16 protein-coding genes are annotated in these 15,110 nt (G+C 53.4%); 6 read left to right on the top strand and 10 right to left on the bottom strand.

Going from position 1 to position 15,110, the window contains the following annotated elements; all coding sequences use genetic code 11:
* Window positions 1-181: 181 nt before the first annotated feature.
* Window positions 182-733: a CHASE domain-containing protein gene (locus ACTHYN_RS13070; protein WP_441812869.1), complete on the bottom strand. Its 552-nt coding sequence runs from the start codon at window positions 731-733 to the stop codon at window positions 182-184.
* A gap of 260 nt (window positions 734-993) precedes the next feature.
* Here ACTHYN_RS13070 and ACTHYN_RS13065 point away from each other — a divergent pair, with 260 nt between their 5' ends.
* The gene (locus ACTHYN_RS13065) at window positions 994-1,491 is read left to right on the top strand and encodes a DUF2780 domain-containing protein (protein ID WP_441812868.1); all 498 of its coding nucleotides are present in this window, start codon (window positions 994-996) and stop codon (window positions 1,489-1,491) included.
* Between the two features lie 119 nt (window positions 1,492-1,610).
* Here the strand turns inward: ACTHYN_RS13065 and ACTHYN_RS13060 are convergent, their stop codons facing one another.
* On the bottom strand, window positions 1,611-2,123 hold the full coding sequence (locus tag ACTHYN_RS13060) for a hypothetical protein (RefSeq protein WP_441812867.1): 513 nt from the start codon (window positions 2,121-2,123) through the stop codon (window positions 1,611-1,613).
* A 589-nt stretch (window positions 2,124-2,712) separates the two neighbouring features.
* Complete coding sequence (locus ACTHYN_RS13055) at window positions 2,713-4,488, bottom strand: DEAD/DEAH box helicase (RefSeq protein WP_441812866.1); 1,776 nt, start codon at window positions 4,486-4,488, stop codon at window positions 2,713-2,715.
* A 161-nt stretch (window positions 4,489-4,649) separates the two neighbouring features.
* On the opposite strand from ACTHYN_RS13055, the gene ACTHYN_RS13050 reads away from it, so the two are divergent.
* The 4 genes from ACTHYN_RS13050 (at window position 4,650) to hmpA (ending at window position 8,303) form a co-directional block, all read left to right on the top strand.
* Window positions 4,650-5,252 (top strand): PAS domain S-box protein, encoded by a 603-nt coding sequence (locus ACTHYN_RS13050; RefSeq protein ID WP_441812865.1) that lies wholly within the window; start codon window positions 4,650-4,652, stop codon window positions 5,250-5,252.
* Window positions 5,228-6,409, top strand: coding sequence for a putative bifunctional diguanylate cyclase/phosphodiesterase (locus tag ACTHYN_RS13045; RefSeq protein ID WP_441812871.1), 1,182 nt, complete (start codon window positions 5,228-5,230; stop codon window positions 6,407-6,409). Before ACTHYN_RS13050 ends, ACTHYN_RS13045 begins: the two co-directional genes overlap by 25 nt.
* An 83-nt stretch (window positions 6,410-6,492) precedes the next feature.
* Entirely contained in the window at window positions 6,493-6,957 is a 465-nt protein-coding gene (locus tag ACTHYN_RS13040) for a nucleoside deaminase (protein ID WP_441812864.1), read from the top strand.
* A 158-nt stretch (window positions 6,958-7,115) separates the two neighbouring features.
* Window positions 7,116-8,303: an NO-inducible flavohemoprotein gene (hmpA, locus tag ACTHYN_RS13035; RefSeq protein ID WP_441812863.1), complete on the top strand. Its 1,188-nt coding sequence runs from the start codon at window positions 7,116-7,118 to the stop codon at window positions 8,301-8,303.
* A gap of 58 nt (window positions 8,304-8,361) precedes the next feature.
* Here hmpA and ACTHYN_RS13030 read toward each other — a convergent pair whose 3' ends face one another.
* The 3 genes from ACTHYN_RS13030 to ACTHYN_RS13020 all read right to left on the bottom strand — a co-directional run bounded on the left by ACTHYN_RS13030 (window position 8,362) and on the right by ACTHYN_RS13020 (window position 10,165).
* A complete protein-coding gene (locus ACTHYN_RS13030) occupies window positions 8,362-8,703 on the bottom strand; it encodes an antibiotic biosynthesis monooxygenase family protein (RefSeq protein WP_441812862.1) in 342 nt (113 codons plus the stop codon).
* A gap of 104 nt (window positions 8,704-8,807) precedes the next feature.
* Entirely contained in the window at window positions 8,808-9,662 is an 855-nt protein-coding gene (locus ACTHYN_RS13025; RefSeq protein WP_441812861.1) for an urea transporter, read from the bottom strand.
* Window positions 9,663-9,790: 128 nt separating this feature from the next.
* Window positions 9,791-10,165, bottom strand: a complete 375-nt coding sequence (locus ACTHYN_RS13020; RefSeq protein WP_441812860.1) for a DUF4112 domain-containing protein — start codon at window positions 10,163-10,165, stop codon at window positions 9,791-9,793.
* 122 nt (window positions 10,166-10,287) lie between these two features.
* On the opposite strand from ACTHYN_RS13020, the gene ACTHYN_RS13015 reads away from it, so the two are divergent.
* On the top strand, window positions 10,288-11,142 hold the full coding sequence (locus ACTHYN_RS13015; protein WP_441812859.1) for a YihY/virulence factor BrkB family protein: 855 nt from the start codon (window positions 10,288-10,290) through the stop codon (window positions 11,140-11,142).
* On the opposite strand, the gene ACTHYN_RS13010 is transcribed toward ACTHYN_RS13015, so the two are convergent.
* The 4 genes from ACTHYN_RS13010 to ACTHYN_RS12995 form a co-directional block, all read right to left on the bottom strand.
* The gene (locus ACTHYN_RS13010; RefSeq protein WP_441812858.1) at window positions 11,139-11,963 is read right to left on the bottom strand and encodes a TSUP family transporter; all 825 of its coding nucleotides are present in this window, start codon (window positions 11,961-11,963) and stop codon (window positions 11,139-11,141) included. The genes ACTHYN_RS13015 and ACTHYN_RS13010 overlap by 4 nt on opposite strands.
* 118 nt (window positions 11,964-12,081) lie before the next feature.
* Window positions 12,082-13,608, bottom strand: coding sequence for a tripartite tricarboxylate transporter permease (locus ACTHYN_RS13005; protein WP_441812857.1), 1,527 nt, complete (start codon window positions 13,606-13,608; stop codon window positions 12,082-12,084).
* Between the two features lies 1 nt (window position 13,609).
* Complete coding sequence (locus ACTHYN_RS13000; RefSeq protein WP_441812856.1) at window positions 13,610-14,056, bottom strand: tripartite tricarboxylate transporter TctB family protein; 447 nt, start codon at window positions 14,054-14,056, stop codon at window positions 13,610-13,612.
* Window positions 14,053-15,030 (bottom strand): Bug family tripartite tricarboxylate transporter substrate binding protein, encoded by a 978-nt coding sequence (locus tag ACTHYN_RS12995; RefSeq protein WP_441812855.1) that lies wholly within the window; start codon window positions 15,028-15,030, stop codon window positions 14,053-14,055. Before ACTHYN_RS12995 ends, ACTHYN_RS13000 begins: the two co-directional genes overlap by 4 nt.
* Between the last annotated feature and the right edge of the window lie 80 nt (window positions 15,031-15,110).

Raw genomic sequence — 15,110 nt, 5'->3', positions numbered from 1 at the left:
AATCATAGCACTTTTAGCCGCTTCTTTTTATCCCTTCATGAGAAATCCGGGCTAGAGGAGTCATTGCTATATATGATGTCCTCGCCCCCATTGGTGCGATCCACAATCTGGACGAGGAGATCGCTATCAATCGCCATCGGAATCGAATTTTCTACCAACTCGCCTATCCGGAATACACCGTTCAAAAAACCATAATGGCGCACAGTCCTGTATACAGCGGTGGTTTTGTGAACTGTACAGGAACAAACCAGGGGCGGCCTTGGGGTGGTGTAGCGGCACCGGCTGACGGCTCCTCTGCCAATACAAATCCGGGAAACCAATTTTGCTGCTGTTGCTCGAACATCGCCCGGTTATCCTCTCTGACAACCGGGGCCCAGGCGAAGGCCTGAATGGCCGGAGAGCGTTCAAGTATAGGCCGGGTCAGCTTGCCAAACAGCTTCGCATTCATTTCCGGCATCATGCCTACCGAGGTCTTTAAGGCGAACAGGGTTTCAAGGTTAAGCAACACCTCACGGTCAAACGACGCCGCAAGCAAGGCAACATCCGCACGAAACTCTTCAGTGATGCTCTTGCTTTCCTGAAGATACAAGTCACGGCTTAGGGCGCCACCAAACCCCAAGCCGATCAACACCAATAGAATCACTACTAAAGCTGGATGTCGCTTCATGAAATTCGGGGCATTATAGGTGGAAGTGCACTCTGTGCTGTATTCAAAAAACCGATCTCCATTCACTTCTGAATCCTGCGGGCAGGCCAGGTTCGGCCCTCACAGCATCTGGATAATACCAAATGCAACCCTGCGGAACATCGTATGCTTTACGCTTCGTCATGATTTGTAATGGTAACGCCCAGGAGCCCAAACCAGGCCCGATCGTTCTTACTTGCTACTTTTCCTCAACAATAAACCTGTCTCGGTTTCTTGCACTTTTATTTTGCTTCAGCCACCCCCAAATATACGATAGACCTCCACCACACCTCCCACAGGACGTGACAATGAGCACTATTCTCAAGCAGTTCCTTTTTGTTTCAAGCATCTACCTGTTGGCACCTACCTCCGGTGCTTTCAACCTAAATGACTCTATTTCCAGCGGAACACAAGCGCTCTCCTCAACAAAGGAAGTCAGTGGTGAAGCCCGGCAACTGCTGGGTCAGCTTGAAGACCAGCTTGGCGTTACGAAAACTCAGGCAGTCGGTGGTACGGGTGCCCTGCTGCAGCTAGCGAAGAGTGAGCTTGGCACCGACACCATGAGCGCGGTAACTAGCAAAGCTTCAGGCCTCTCCAGCCTTTTGGGGGGAAACAGTGGTTTGGGCGGCGGTCTACTTTCCAATATTTCGTCCATGAGCAAAGTGCAGTCAGCCTTTTCAGCGCTGGGGATGGACGCCGGCATGATCAAGCAATTTGTGCCTATTGTAATGGGCTTCCTGGGAGATCAAGGGGTAGGTTCTTCATTGCTCAGCCAATTACAAGGTCTATGGACGCCTGCGGACTGAATTCTAAGGTATTTGCCATTACCTGATAGCGGTTGGTGCGCTGGCAAAAACGGGGCACTAATGCCCCGTTTTCCCTCCGGCGCTCCCGGAAATTTCAAGGGAGCGGGTTTGGTTGTCCATCAGAAGTTGTAACCAATACCTGCACTGTATGCGAAGGCACCATCGTCAAAGTTGTTATCGGCATCACTGGCGCTGTCAAAGAACACCTGATACTCCATCTGCACTGTGATGTAGGTTTTGTCCCTGACGTAGTACTTCACGCCCGCCTCGGGGCCCGCGAAGAATGTTTCATCCACTTCGTCGCCGTAGATGCCACCCAGGTTGGCACCAATAAAGGGCTGCCAGTTTCCGCCATCAAAATGGTAATCGACAAACCCCCGTGAAGCACCGGACCAGCTCGAATTATTGTCAGAATCCGCAAAACCAAAACTTTGGCGCAAGCCTGCAGCCAGGCTATCGCTAAAGAACTTGCCTACGTCAAAACTGACGGCCGCAGTGTTGCTGTCGAAACTCTTATCACTCGAACCTGTGCCGGTCATCGTAAAAAGACCGTCACCGGACGAGGGTTCAGCCGAAACCAGTGCGGGTGAAAGTGCCAAACAAATGATTGCTGCTGAGTGCATTAATTTCATGAGTTTTTCCTTATATATTCCCGATTATTCAAAATGCTATCGGCTTGCGAGCGCGTACTAACGCTTGCAACCACTCTCTCGGCGCAAAGGCCAGATCAATGCGTGAGAGTGCATTGCGACAGCGCTATTAGAAGCATAAGCCACATAATGGCCGCGTATAGCTCGGGCTGAAATTTGTAATAATTCAGAAGGCTGGCTTTGGGTCTGAAGCCGGCAGATTAAGTACAGCCAGGCACTTTGGCCAATGAAATGGTATAGACACATTCGCTATTAAAACGCCAAATACCTCACCAGAAAAAACTGTAGCTATTTGTTTGAGGCTTTATTTACTTGGTTAGATTTACTCCAATTTTATGCTGTTTATGTCACCGCCTTTTTATTCTGTTACGTCATAAGTCTGAAAACAGATAAGCGCAGCCAAGCCTGGCTGAACGATACGCACTGCAAAGAAAAAGCACCGAAATAAATTAACAAACGTTAACTAACGGCGCCTTAAAAGTGCTCAGCTGAGCCTCTTCTTTCCCAGTTTTATCGGTAAAACGGCGGCTGGCTCGCAGAATTGATAGGGTGATTTTCGTACCACGGCCCGCTAATACGCCCTGCGATAACCACCCTGATAATCAAACACCCGCTCCTGTACCTGCCAAAAGTGCTTTTTCTTGCGGGCGATCACGAAATCCGGAGTAGGCATCAAGGCTTGTCTTTCAAGCACTTCTTCAACCCGGCGGAACTCGTGCGGAGCTCGGCTATTTGCCAGCCGGCGCCCAAACAGCGTGTTGAAAACGCTGCGTTGTGCCGGTTTGCTGAAATCAAACGACTCGCTGAGTTCTTCGCCATCCTCACCGTGATAAGTAACTCTCAGCTTGCTGCCGTTTTGGCTTTCATTGGCGCTTAACGTGATTCCAGCACACCGAATCACCATAGCATCCTTCAGTTTCAAGGCGTTTCTCAGCTGTTCATCCGGGTCGATAATGGCGGATTTGCACTGCTGGCAATTGCGAGCTGCAATGTCATTTTCGCTACCGCAGTCAGGGCACTCCTTGAAACGAAAACGATAATCGCACTGTTCAGGACGAGCACTGCGCCGCACAGGCTCACCCTCTTCAGAAAGCTCTGACAGCCCCTGACAACGGCGACCATAGTGTTCAATAATGCGACCTTCACTGTCGGTTTTGCCCCAAAAAATATTGGCAAAGTCACAACCCGGGCAGAACACCTGCACCGGTTCGCTGTTCGGGTCTGGCTTCTTCTCCCCCACCTCCGGGTGATACAAATTAACGTTATTGCCTGCGTAATCAATCACCAGACAATCCTGTTTACCGTCACACAAACGAAGCCCGCGCCCCACAATCTGCTGGTACAGGCTGACCGACTGTGTAGGACGAAGAATGGCAATAAAATCCACATGGGGTGCATCAAAACCCGTAGTGAGCACAGACACATTCACCAAATACTTCAGCTGCAGCTGTTTAAAGCGCTTAATAAGCACATCCCGCTCATTAAGGTCGGTGGCGCCGGTAATCAAGGCGGTTTGCGTTTCTGGCAGGTAACCGGTGATCTCCCGCGCATGTTCCACCGTTGCCGCAAAAATCATCACCGCCCTTCGCTCGGCCGCCAGCTCAACAACTTGTTCGGTAATGGCACGGGTGACACGCCGATGTTTGCCCAGCAGTTGGTTAACGTCTTTTTCGGAGTATTCACCAAAGCGATTCTCAGGCAGGGCCGAGAAATCGTACTGCGCTACGGCCGCATCAACCAGCTCGGGCCGGGTGAGATACCCCCTGCTAATCATAAAGCTCAATGGCAGCTCATAAATACAATGTACAAAGGGTTTATCCTGTTCACTGCGCACAAACCCCCGATAGTGGTAGCGATAGACCCAACCCATGGCCAAGCGATAGGGTGTGGCGGTTAGCCCGAGTACTTTGAGGGAATCGTTCTGCTGCCGTAGCAACTCAATGATGGTTTGGTACTGGCTGGTTTCCTCACCACTCACTCGGTGACACTCATCGATGATGACCAAAGAGTATGCATCTTTGAATTGATCCAGATTCGCCGAAACGGACTGCACACTGGCAAAGGTCACCTGATGTTGGCTTTCTTTACGCCTTAGCCCGGCAGAGAAGATACCGCCGGTTAACCCATAACTCTGATACTTCGAATGGTTTTGCTCAATCAGCTCTTTTACGTGGGTGAGCACCAGTATCTTGCGCCGGGCAAGACGGGCAAGCTCGGCAATGACCAGGCTTTTGCCTGCACCGGTTGGCAGCACAATAATGGCAGAGTCATCCGACTTGCGAAAATGCTTCAACGTGGCATCAACGGCTTCCTGTTGATAAGGTCTCAGCTTGAAGGGGGTGCTCATTTGCAATGCTTAATCAATGTCAGGATGGAAAACCATCATACAAGAAAAGCGCCCCGTCGTTACCTGGGCGATCATTCAGATAACTTCTATACTGATGAAGTACACTCCAACTATGACCACTGTTCTATTGGTTTGAAATGAGGTGTTCAGGGGGCTAGTGAATGTTAGAAACCGACAGAAAGAATACGCCATCATCAGCCGGCAGGCACCAGACAAACACCACGCCTGACATCAGGGATAGTGAACAAAGGTTCTATGAACTGATCGAAAGCCTGCCTATGGTTGCGGTTCAGGGTTATAACAGGAAACGACAGGTTATTTACTGGAATGAAGCCAGCAGGCGCCTGTACGGATATACCCGGGAGGAGGCGCAGGGGCGGCGGCTGGAGGACCTGATTATTCCTGACAACATGCGCGAAGATACCATTGCCGCTCACCATAACTGGTTGACAAACAATGTCAGTATTCCCGCCGAAGAAGTTGAGCTGAAACACAAAAGTGGCCACTTTGTGCCCGTTTACTCAAGCCATGTAATGATCAGACAGGACACGGGCGAGTGCGAAATGTTCTGTATTGATATCAGCCTGGAGGTACAGAAAAAGGCTACCGAAAAGCTCAACTACATGGCAAATTTCGACGACTTAACGCACTTACCCAACAGGCGCTTGCTGGAAATTGAGCTATCCGCACGTATTGCCAAAGCAGAGCGGGTACCGGGCAGTGAACTGGCGGTTATTTTATTGATCTGGACAACTTCAAACTGATCAATGACACGCTCGGTCATCACCATGGTGATGAGCTACTAAGCTCGGTTGCGCGAGGCCTGAAAAAAGCAATCCGCAACTGTGACCTTTTAAGCCGGTTTGGTGGCGATGAATTTGTGCTGCTGTTAACCGATTTTAACGGCTTTGAAGGTATAGATGAACTGCTCCAGCGGTTGATCAGCGTGCTGGACCAGGGTGTTGTTCTGAACGGCATCTGTTACCCGGTCACCGCCAGTTTTGGTGCCAGCCTGTATCCCGAAGACGGCACCACAGTGACTGAACTGATGGGCAACGCCGATGCGGCGATGTATCAGGCAAAAGACCATGGCAATAACAATATTTGTTTTTACACTACTGACATTAATGACCAGCTGGTTCATTACCAGGAAGTGACAACCATGCTGCGCCGCGCCCTGAGAACCGATAGCCTGCAGCTCCATTATCAGCCGCAAATTGATTTGAAGAGCCGCAACGTTCGTTCCTGTGAAGCACTACTAAGGTGCTTTGATCAAGAATCCCGCCCTGTTTCCCCCGCTGTTTTTATTCCCGTGGCTGAAAAGTCCGGGCTGATTAACGACATTGGAAATTGGGTTATTGAGGAGGCTTGCAAGCAGCTGAAGGCCTGGCAAGGCACCAGGCTTGAGACGCTGCGGGTAGACATCAACCTCTCGGGCAAACAGCTTTCCAACCCGCACCTGGCAGATGATATTCTGACCAAACTACACAACTACCGCCTGCGCCCCTTTCAGTTGGGCGTAGAACTTACCGAAAATGAAGTTATTGGTAGCGACGAAGCTCAGTCCCGGCAACTGGAAAAGCTACAGCAAGCCGGGGTACATATTTCCATTGACGATTTCGGCACCGGCTACTCATCCCTTGTCTATCTGCGAAAGCTACCCATATGCAGCCTTAAAATAGACAGGCTCTTCCTGCAACACGCGATGGAGAATGACACTGACATGGCTATTATGGAGGCGATAATCACCGTCGGCCACCGGCTTGGCCTATCCGTGATTGTTGAAGGCGTAGAAACATCTGAACAGGACTGCCTGGTTTGCAGCTTAGGCTGTGATCTGGCTCAGGGGTTTCTCTACGCAAAACCGATGCCAGCACATAAAATGCCAGCGTTTCTGTCTGGCGCCAGCTTCCTGGCATGATGTCTGGATAAACCGTCTTCGGCTGCAGAGTCGATAGAATATTCAGGTACTTTGAGAGGGCAACCGTGGTGAAAGCAACTGAAATGAAACACTTGGATCGATGCGTTGAACTAGCCACCAATGCGCTAGAAACCGGCAACCCACCGTTCGGTTCGGTGTTGGTAGATGAGAAAGGCGCAGTCAGGTACGAGGGGCATAATCTTGTAGCTGATGGCGACGATACTCAACACCCTGAGTTTGCAATCGCTCGCTGGGCCGCGGCGAACATGACACCCGATGAACGAGCAGCCTCTACTGTATACACATCGGGCGAACACTGCCCCATGTGTGCCGCGGCCCACGGTTGGGTTGGCCTTGGCCGGATTGTTTATGCCAGCTCTTCAGAACAACTAGTAGCCTGGCTTGAAGAAATGCGCGCACCAGCCCCTCCTATAGCAACTCTGCCGATCAACACTGTTGTACCCGGCCTGCGTGTGGAAGGCCCGTTTGCGGCACAGGCAGAGGCTATTCGCAAACTGCACAAACAGCATCAGGAAAACCGGGAATAGACTTGCCTGAGCTGTCAGAAGCCTTCGCGAGGAAGGCCCAAAACCAGAAAAACTGACCCGGAAGTAGCATTTTTATCCGCACATCCCCTATTGACTGTAACTTTCACCTCCCTGTAGCCTTTAATATTCATTTTACATACTCCTTACAAGGCAAGTTCATGCTCACGGAACATACTATTTCTACCGTTAAGTCCACCGTCCCTCTACTGGCCGAAAATGGCCAAGCCATTACCCAGGAATTTTATAAAAGACTGTTCGATAATAACCCCGACCTGAAGCACATATTCAACATGGCCAATCAGCGCAGCGGCGGCGGTGGCCAGTCATCCGCATTGGCAGATGCCGTTTTTGCCTATGCCAAGAATATTGACCAGATTGAAGTACTTGTGCCCGCCGTGCAGAGAATAGCCAGCAAGCATGCCAGCATTGGAATTGAGCCCACGCACTACCCGATTGTAGGGGAAAACCTGATAGCAGCCATTCAGGATGTGTTGCAGTTGCCAGACAATCACGAAGCACTCATCGCATGGGGAGAAGCTTATGGCGTGTTGGCACAGATATTTACCGATACTGAAGAAAACATGTACAGCGAAAAGGAAGCTCAGCCAGGTGGCTGGCGCGGATTTCGCCCCTTCACCATTGATCAGATTGTTGAGGAAACACCCGAAGTTAAATCGTTTTACTTCAAGCCATCCGATGGTGGCGCTATTTGCACCTATGCCGGCGGCCAGTACCTTGGCGTCAAACTGACCGGAACCGGCGACCGCTACGATGAGATCCGCCAATACTCACTGTCATCCTGGGGCACAGAGGACTACTACCGAATTTCGGTAAAAGCCGAAACTCACGGCGCGGCCTCGCAGCAACTCCACAAATGCGCGGTTGGTGATACGGTTGAACTGAGTGCGCCAAACGGACAGTTCACACTGAACAAAAGTGCCCCGAAGCATGTATTTATTTCCGGTGGCGTTGGCATCACACCGCTGTACAGCATGTTGAAAGAAGCGTTGGCATCCGGCTTCGGGGCTGAAAACCTCCAGTTTATTGAATGCTGCCGCAGTGCCGAGCACCAGATTTTCCACACGGAACTGGCAGAGCTGCAAGAGTCAGCCGGCCTGAACCTGAAACGTGCATTCGAGTTCGGCGAAGGCGCCGACTGGGCTGGCTACTTAACCGCTGACATCCTCAACAAATGGCTCACCGACAAAACAGCCCATGTGTACTTCTGCGGCCCTATGCCTTTTATGACGACCCTAAAAAGCATACTTAACAGCATCGGCTTCACCGACGACCAGTTGCACTACGAAGTGTTCGGGCCCACAACCAAACTGCCTGAAGTTCACTGATATCGTAAAGCCTCTGCTGCTATGGGCGGAGGAATTTCAAGCTCAACTGGCGACCGGCTCATGTGATAGCTTTGGGCGCGAAATTAACCGCATTTGCCGGGTCGACCACCCATTCCGGGTCCTCAAACTCACCAAGGGGTCGGATTTCACAAAAAGGCGCAGCACTGCGAATAATCTCTGCTATATCGGGGCTGGGTTGCGCCTCCATCGCATCCCGGCTAGCCTTGCTATCCCAATAAGCAATGGCTATCAGCGTATCCGGATCACCGATTTTGCGATGCAATTCGGTTCCCCTCGCACCCGGTGCTCGCTGAATCAACTCACTGGCACGCACCCAGGCATCCGCGTAGTCCTCGGCGGTATAGCCCTCTTTGATATGCACTTCGAAGATGTACTTCATATTTGCCACCTCTATCGGCATGGAGAAATAAAGGTTCTATTACGTACTTTCGCCGAGAGAATCTACAGTGTCCAGAAAGAGTTGGTCGCGATACAGTTTCATCGTCAAAGTGAACCCACGTTGACCCACTGGCGCAGCACCAGCGTAACCCAGGCAGCCAGCACAAACGGAGCCGTCAGGGTAATCAGGCCAGCCTGTATGCCAAGCCACTGCAGCGCCACCGACAAGGTAATGGCCAGGATAGCCCCGCAAAGGCTGGCCCGCGTGCGTTCGCCCAGCGCTATGGCACACAGCACGGCATTATAAGCATAAAGGCCGGCGTTGAAATTCGCGTAGTTCATCTCATTGGCCATCAGCAACAGCAGGGGCAACCCGGCACCCAATAACATGTAAAAAGAATTGACACGTGAGTGCACCAGCACCGCCGCAAAAAACAACAAACCGGCGACCGGGCTGGGCTGGAACATGATCTGGCCCAAGCTGCGCCAGAAGGCGGCGAAAATATCCGGCGAGGTGGAGACCAGGTCAACAACCGGGGGCAAGAGATTGGTCGCAATCATCAGGTGGCACACCAGCAACAACAGCCAGGTAACCAGAACGAACGGCGCGGTGTAGGCGGGAAAATGCCGCTGCATAAGAAACAATCGCATCACCAGGGTAGAGAGGATGGCGCCGGCGACCAGCAAAACGACCGACCAGACAGACACCTGCAGGAAAACAACCGTGGCAATGCCTACCAGCGTACCGTTAAACCCGTACCACCCGCGCTGCAGCGCCTGCTTATCAAATTTCAGCAGCATAGCCGCCAGTGTCGACACCGAGCCCCCCAGCAAAGCAGCCAGAGCCATCAACCAGGAATTGCAGGCGATCCCTAACAGCATCAGGCAGCCGGAAAAGGCATTTTCCTGAAGCATTACCTGCCCGACACCACGACCCAGAATCACCAAAAACGCACGCATCTCGCCCCCTTAATTGAGGGGAGAATATAGCCGAAAATGGCTGAAAACACGCATCGCTTTTTTATCCTGAACCCATAATATCGTTGGCTACTGATTGCCAAAGGCGGTTGCCAGGCTCACCGGACCGATCATGGCTCACGTGCCACAAGCTGCTCTTCCAGATGACGTTTCAGCAAACGGGTATTGCGGATATTGGCCTTGTAGAAGACATCAAACGCATCGCCTACTACTGGTACCAGGCCACCCACAAAATCGATCCCCATGTTACCCAACATACGCCCTTTGACAGCCTTACTGGCACCGGCCCGCTGAGCCTCAATCAGTACATAAGAAGACAACAACAGTCCGGCGGCGTCTCCTACTATCGGCACCATGCCGATAACGGCGTCAACCCCGAACCGGAATCGCGTGAAGGGAATACCAATGCTGCTATCGGTAAAACGGCTGAACTTATCCAGCCGCTCAAGAATAGCGCGCTGTTTAGCTTCGGTGGGTTTTGTCATACGGTATAGTATAGTCGAGTCCGACCTGCATACGGTCCCGGCTGACCACTAATCTCCTATAGGGCGATATGGGCGCCCTGGGTTGTCGGAACTCCTTTTTCAATCTGTGCCAGGGTTGCCCCATGAAAGGCAGAATTAATAATCAGCAGACGTCCGCGCACCTACCCCGTCAGTTTTTGCTGTTCGTACGGCGGGTTATACGCAATTTTCTGCGCAATCATGGAATTTTGCTGGCGGGTGGGGTTGGCTACAACGTACTGCTGTCGGCGGTGCCGATGCTTGCTGTACTGACCGTTTTACTGACCCGCATAGTGGATGAAGAGCAGCTGCTGCAAGTAATGGCCGTGCAGGCCCAGCACTTTGCTCCCGGACATGCCGACCTGCTGCTGGATGCGGTTCGGGCATTTATGGAATCACGGGATATCATCGGCATTGTCGGCTTACCGGTGTTGCTGTTTTTCAGTACGTTTGCGTTCCGCATGCTGGAAGACTCCATTGCGATCATCTTCCACCGGCCAGACAATCCCCACCGGAGTTTCTGGGTCTCTGCCGTGCTGCCCTACGGTTTTATTCTTGTCCTGGGCGCCGGGCTGCTGGCCCTGACGTTGCTATTCAGTCTGATCAACGCTCTGTATGAAGCCCCCGGGCTCACCCTGTACCTGGTCAGCTTTCTTGGGGTGTTTATTCTGTTCAGCGCCATCTACAAGGTTCTGCCTATTGTGCGCGTCTCACGGCGAAGAGCCCTGGTAGGCGGGCTGGTGGCAGCCATACTTTGGGAAACTACCCGCTTGTTGCTGATGTATTACTTTCTCAATATATCCTTCGTGAATGCAATTTACGGCTCCCTGGCCACCATCATTGTGATACTGATCAGCCTGGAGATCGCCTCCATCATCCTGCTGCTCGGGGCGCAGGTGATTGCCGAGCTTGAACGAAGTGAGCGACTTGGCCTGCCCTGGTACGTTTCGCCGGATTAAAGCAGGGCGCTGATCATCCCCACACTGCTGACCACCAACAGCACCACACCCAGCATGCGGAAAAACACCGGCGTTTCCGCTTTCAGGATGCGCTCATGAAAACGCAGCCCGATCACATGCCCTATGGCAGCGCAGGGCAACAGCCACAGGTGGTGAATCAATTGCAGATCCAGCCCTACCCAAACGAAGGCGGCCAGTTTGATCAGTACCAGAATGAACCAGAGGCCAAACAGTGTGTCGCGGAGCTTTTCCCGGGCCACATGCTGAGCCGCAACGGCAATAATCAGTGGCGCGCCGATCAGCGAGGTACCGCTGATGTAGCCGCCGGCCATCAGCAGTAGCACATCCACGGTTTTGCTCTTGCTGCGAAACGGCCGGTTGATGATGTAGGACACCGAGTAGATCGCCACAATGACAAAAATAATGGCGCTGAGCACATTCGGGGGCAGCGTAAACAGGCCAAATACGCCAATCAGCTTGGGCACCAGCATAATGCCCAGCATTCGCCATAAATAATGCCAGTCCACCGTGCCTTCAGGCCGGTTTGGCTCTACATCCGGCCCGAATCCGGTGAGTTTTTCAGTGCTGCCAGCGGTCGCTGTTTTCCGGTTATTGCGATTATTCATCCAGATGGTCAGCGATGAAAAAAACAGCAGATGTACCGCTATGATGGGCAAAAATATCAGCGGGTCGTTTTTTACCAGTAGCAGGAACGGCAGCGACAACACCGCCCCGCCAAAACCAAGGCCGGAGCGCACGAAGCCGCTCCAGACAAAAATGAGCGCCACCAGGCCATACTGAATGAGGGAGAGATCGGACATTACTTCCTGACAGGTAAGGTGAGTTGGTTAAAAAAACAGGGTTGATCACAACGGAAAACACCGGGCAAAGCCCGGTGCAGTGTGCTCATTATACCCGCCTTGGCGGGATTCAAAACGCCTAATCGCTGACCGGACCCTCTTCGAGGGCCTTGCGCATGCGCCGACGCAGTATCGGGCCGAATACCGTGGGCAATACCAGCCCCAGGGCGGCCACCGTCCACAGGCCGATGGCCAGCGGGCTTGACCACAGAATGCTCCAGTCGCCGTCTGAAATAATCAGCGCGTGGCCCAGGTTTTTTTCCATTTCCGGCCCCAGCAACAGCCCCAGAATGATCGGCACCAGGGGGATCTCCAGCTTGCGCATCAGGTACCCACCAACACCAAAGGCGATCATGAAGTACAGGTCGAAAGTGCTGTGGCTGATGGAATAAATCCCCACAAACGCCACCATGGTCACCACCGGCAGCAGATACATTGGCGGCACCGACAGCAGCCGCACGAACATGCCCACCAGCGGAATATTCAGCAACAACAGCAGCACGTTACCGATCAACAAAGCCGCGATAACCCCCCAGACAATATCGGCGTTCTGGGTAAACATCAGCGGCCCCGGCGTGATATTCAGCGAAATCAACATGGCCAGCAACACCGCCGTGGTGCCACTGCCCGGCACACCCAGGGTCAGCATGGGCACCAGCGCACCAGAGGCAGCGCCGTTGTTGCCGGCTTCCGGTGCCACCACACCGCGAATGTCGCCTTCGCCAAACCGGCCCTTTTTGCCCAGCACGGATTTCTCCAGGGTGTAGCTGATAAAGCTACCCAATGAAGCGCCCGCGCCCGGCAACACACCAGCCACAAAACCCAGCACACCGCCGCGCAGTTGCGTGGGAATGGTGGAGAAAATTTCCTTGAGGCTGAGTGACAGCTTGCCCACCTGCATCTTGCTGCGGCCCTTGCCCAGGCGCGCTTCCACAAAAAACAACAGCTCGGAAATGGCGAACAGGCCGACAATCGCCAGGATGAAATCAATGCCTTCATACAGCTCCAGCACACCGAAAGTATAGCGCTGAGTGCCGGTGGAGATGTCGATCCCGACCGTGGAAATCATGATGCCCAGGGTGGCGGCAATCACGGTTTTCATCGGGTTCTTGCCGGTTATACCGCCGAGGGTGGCGAACGCCAGCAAAAACAGCGCGAAATATTCGGCCGGGCCAAAGGTAAGGGCAAACTTTGCCAGCACCGGTGCCAGCATAATCAGCCCGATGGTACCAATCAGGCTGCCGGCAAACGACGCAATTGCTGAAATCGCCAGGGCATCTGCGGCACGGCCTTTTTGTGCCATGGGGTAGCCGTCCAGGCAGGTCATCATGGCCGGCTCATCGCCCGGTATGTTCAGCAAAATGGAGGAAATCCGCCCGCCGTACATGGCCCCGGCATACACAGCGGTGAGCAGAATCATCGCAGTTTCCGGCGGCAGACCCAGAGTGAAGGCCAGTGGAATCAGAATGGCGACACCATTCGCCGGCCCCAGCCCGGGCAGGCAGCCGATCAAGGTGCCAACAAAGGCACCGAACAAGGCAAACATCAGGTTGTACGGCGTTAAGGCCACCGCAAAACCTTCCATCAGAAAGCCGATCGTTTCCATATCAGAAGCCCCCCAAAAGGCCTGTGGGCAGGCTCAGAGACAAGCCATAATTAAACAGCACGAACACCACCACGGCGCTGGCAAGACCGGTCACAAACGACGGTCGCAAGGCAGCGCCCATGCGCCAACTTAATGTGCCCACGGCCAGCGTGGTGGCAATCACGAAGCCCAGGGGCTCCATGAGCAGCGCGTAGATCACCAGCACCACCATGGAGATCACCAGTTCCAGTGCCGATTTACCAATAGGCCACTCGGCATCCGGGTCTGGCTTCACCATCAGGTACAGGCTCCCCACCACCAGCACAATGGCCAGAATGGTGGGGAAGGTCTCTGGCCCTACCCCCTCGGCACCGCCGAAGGGTTCAGGCCACTGCTGTGCTTCCCAGCCATAGGCAACCGCCAAGACCAGCAGGCACAAGCCCAGAATACGGTCGCCTATGCCCTTCATTTCAGTAGACCGATTTCCCGGGACAGGTCTTCAATATCCTGCACCTGATTGGTCACAAACGATTCAAACTCGCCCGCCTTGGGGTGGAACGGAATCAGACCGTTGTTCTTCATTACCGCTTTCCACTCATCGCTGGAATATACGGTATCCATAGCCTCTACCCAATACTCCTTGGCTTCTTCATCGGCGCCCTTGGGCATGTAAAAGCCGCGCCAGTTGGGGCCAAGGGCATCAATACCCTGTTCCCGCGCGGTAGGAATATCGCCGAATTTGCCTGGCAGGCGCTCTTCGGACAGCACCGCCAGCACCCGCAGATCACCCGAATCCATAAACCCGGTTGCCTCGGATACATCCCCGGTAAAGGCATCCACCTGGCCGCCCACAACCTGGGTCATGGCTTCGCCGCCGTTGTTGTATGACAGGTAGGGAATAGATGGCAACTTACCAACATCCGCCGCCTTGGCCGCAATCAGTACCTTGAGGTGATCCCAGCCACCACGGGCGCTGCCACCAGCGAATTTAACCGCGCGCGGGTTCTCTTTCACGGCATCCATCAGCTGGTTCAGGTTTTCGTATTTGGAATCCTTGCTGACCGCAATAATGCCGTAGTCTGCGCCCAGTGCGCCCACCCACTTCACCATGGACGCATCCATACCGGGGAACTGTTTCTGGGCAAGACGGGTGGTGGTCGCCGTTGAGGCGGCAACAATCAGCTTGTCATCATTTTTGCGTTTGCTGACGGTGTGGGCAAACGCAACACCACCGCCGGCGCCGGCCATATTCACCGTTTGTACCGAGCCGCTCACCAGATCAAGCTCCTGCATCACCTTGCCTACGCTGCGGCAGGTGAAATCCCAGCCGCCACCCGGATCAGCCGGTGCCAGGCACTCTACTTTTCCGCTCGGCTCCCAGGCCATGGCTGACATACTGAACGCGGCGGCTGCCGCCAGTGCTATTGTTTTTTTGATGAACATAGGAATCGCCTCTTTATTTTGTTCCAGTGCGCAGGGTAAAAGGCAATGCGTAGTTACTGAAGTATCTGGGCGTAACCCAC

Source organism: Marinobacter sp., assembly GCF_052091845.1.
In the GTDB taxonomy this organism is placed as follows: domain Bacteria; phylum Pseudomonadota; class Gammaproteobacteria; order Pseudomonadales; family Oleiphilaceae; genus Marinobacter.
The sequence above is the reverse complement of the archived record's forward strand: the minus strand, read 5'-3'. Positions and strand labels throughout refer to the sequence as shown.

Coding starts and splice junctions, on each gene's coding strand:
- ACTHYN_RS13065 (WP_441812868.1), top strand. CDS start 994: ATGAGCACTATTCTCAAGCAGTTCCTTTTTGTTTCAAGCATCTACCTG.
- ACTHYN_RS13060 (WP_441812867.1), bottom strand. CDS start 2,123: ATGAAATTAATGCACTCAGCAGCAATCATTTGTTTGGCACTTTCACCC.
- ACTHYN_RS13055 (WP_441812866.1), bottom strand. CDS start 4,488: ATGAGCACCCCCTTCAAGCTGAGACCTTATCAACAGGAAGCCGTTGAT.
- ACTHYN_RS13050 (WP_441812865.1), top strand. CDS start 4,650: ATGTTAGAAACCGACAGAAAGAATACGCCATCATCAGCCGGCAGGCAC.
- ACTHYN_RS13040 (WP_441812864.1), top strand. CDS start 6,493: ATGAAACACTTGGATCGATGCGTTGAACTAGCCACCAATGCGCTAGAA.
- hmpA (WP_441812863.1), top strand. CDS start 7,116: ATGCTCACGGAACATACTATTTCTACCGTTAAGTCCACCGTCCCTCTA.
- ACTHYN_RS13030 (WP_441812862.1), bottom strand. CDS start 8,703: ATGAAGTACATCTTCGAAGTGCATATCAAAGAGGGCTATACCGCCGAG.
- ACTHYN_RS13025 (WP_441812861.1), bottom strand. CDS start 9,662: ATGCGTGCGTTTTTGGTGATTCTGGGTCGTGGTGTCGGGCAGGTAATG.
- ACTHYN_RS13020 (WP_441812860.1), bottom strand. CDS start 10,165: ATGACAAAACCCACCGAAGCTAAACAGCGCGCTATTCTTGAGCGGCTG.
- ACTHYN_RS13015 (WP_441812859.1), top strand. CDS start 10,288: ATGAAAGGCAGAATTAATAATCAGCAGACGTCCGCGCACCTACCCCGT.
- ACTHYN_RS13010 (WP_441812858.1), bottom strand. CDS start 11,963: ATGTCCGATCTCTCCCTCATTCAGTATGGCCTGGTGGCGCTCATTTTT.
- ACTHYN_RS13005 (WP_441812857.1), bottom strand. CDS start 13,608: ATGGAAACGATCGGCTTTCTGATGGAAGGTTTTGCGGTGGCCTTAACG.
- ACTHYN_RS13000 (WP_441812856.1), bottom strand. CDS start 14,056: ATGAAGGGCATAGGCGACCGTATTCTGGGCTTGTGCCTGCTGGTCTTG.
- ACTHYN_RS12995 (WP_441812855.1), bottom strand. CDS start 15,030: ATGTTCATCAAAAAAACAATAGCACTGGCGGCAGCCGCCGCGTTCAGT.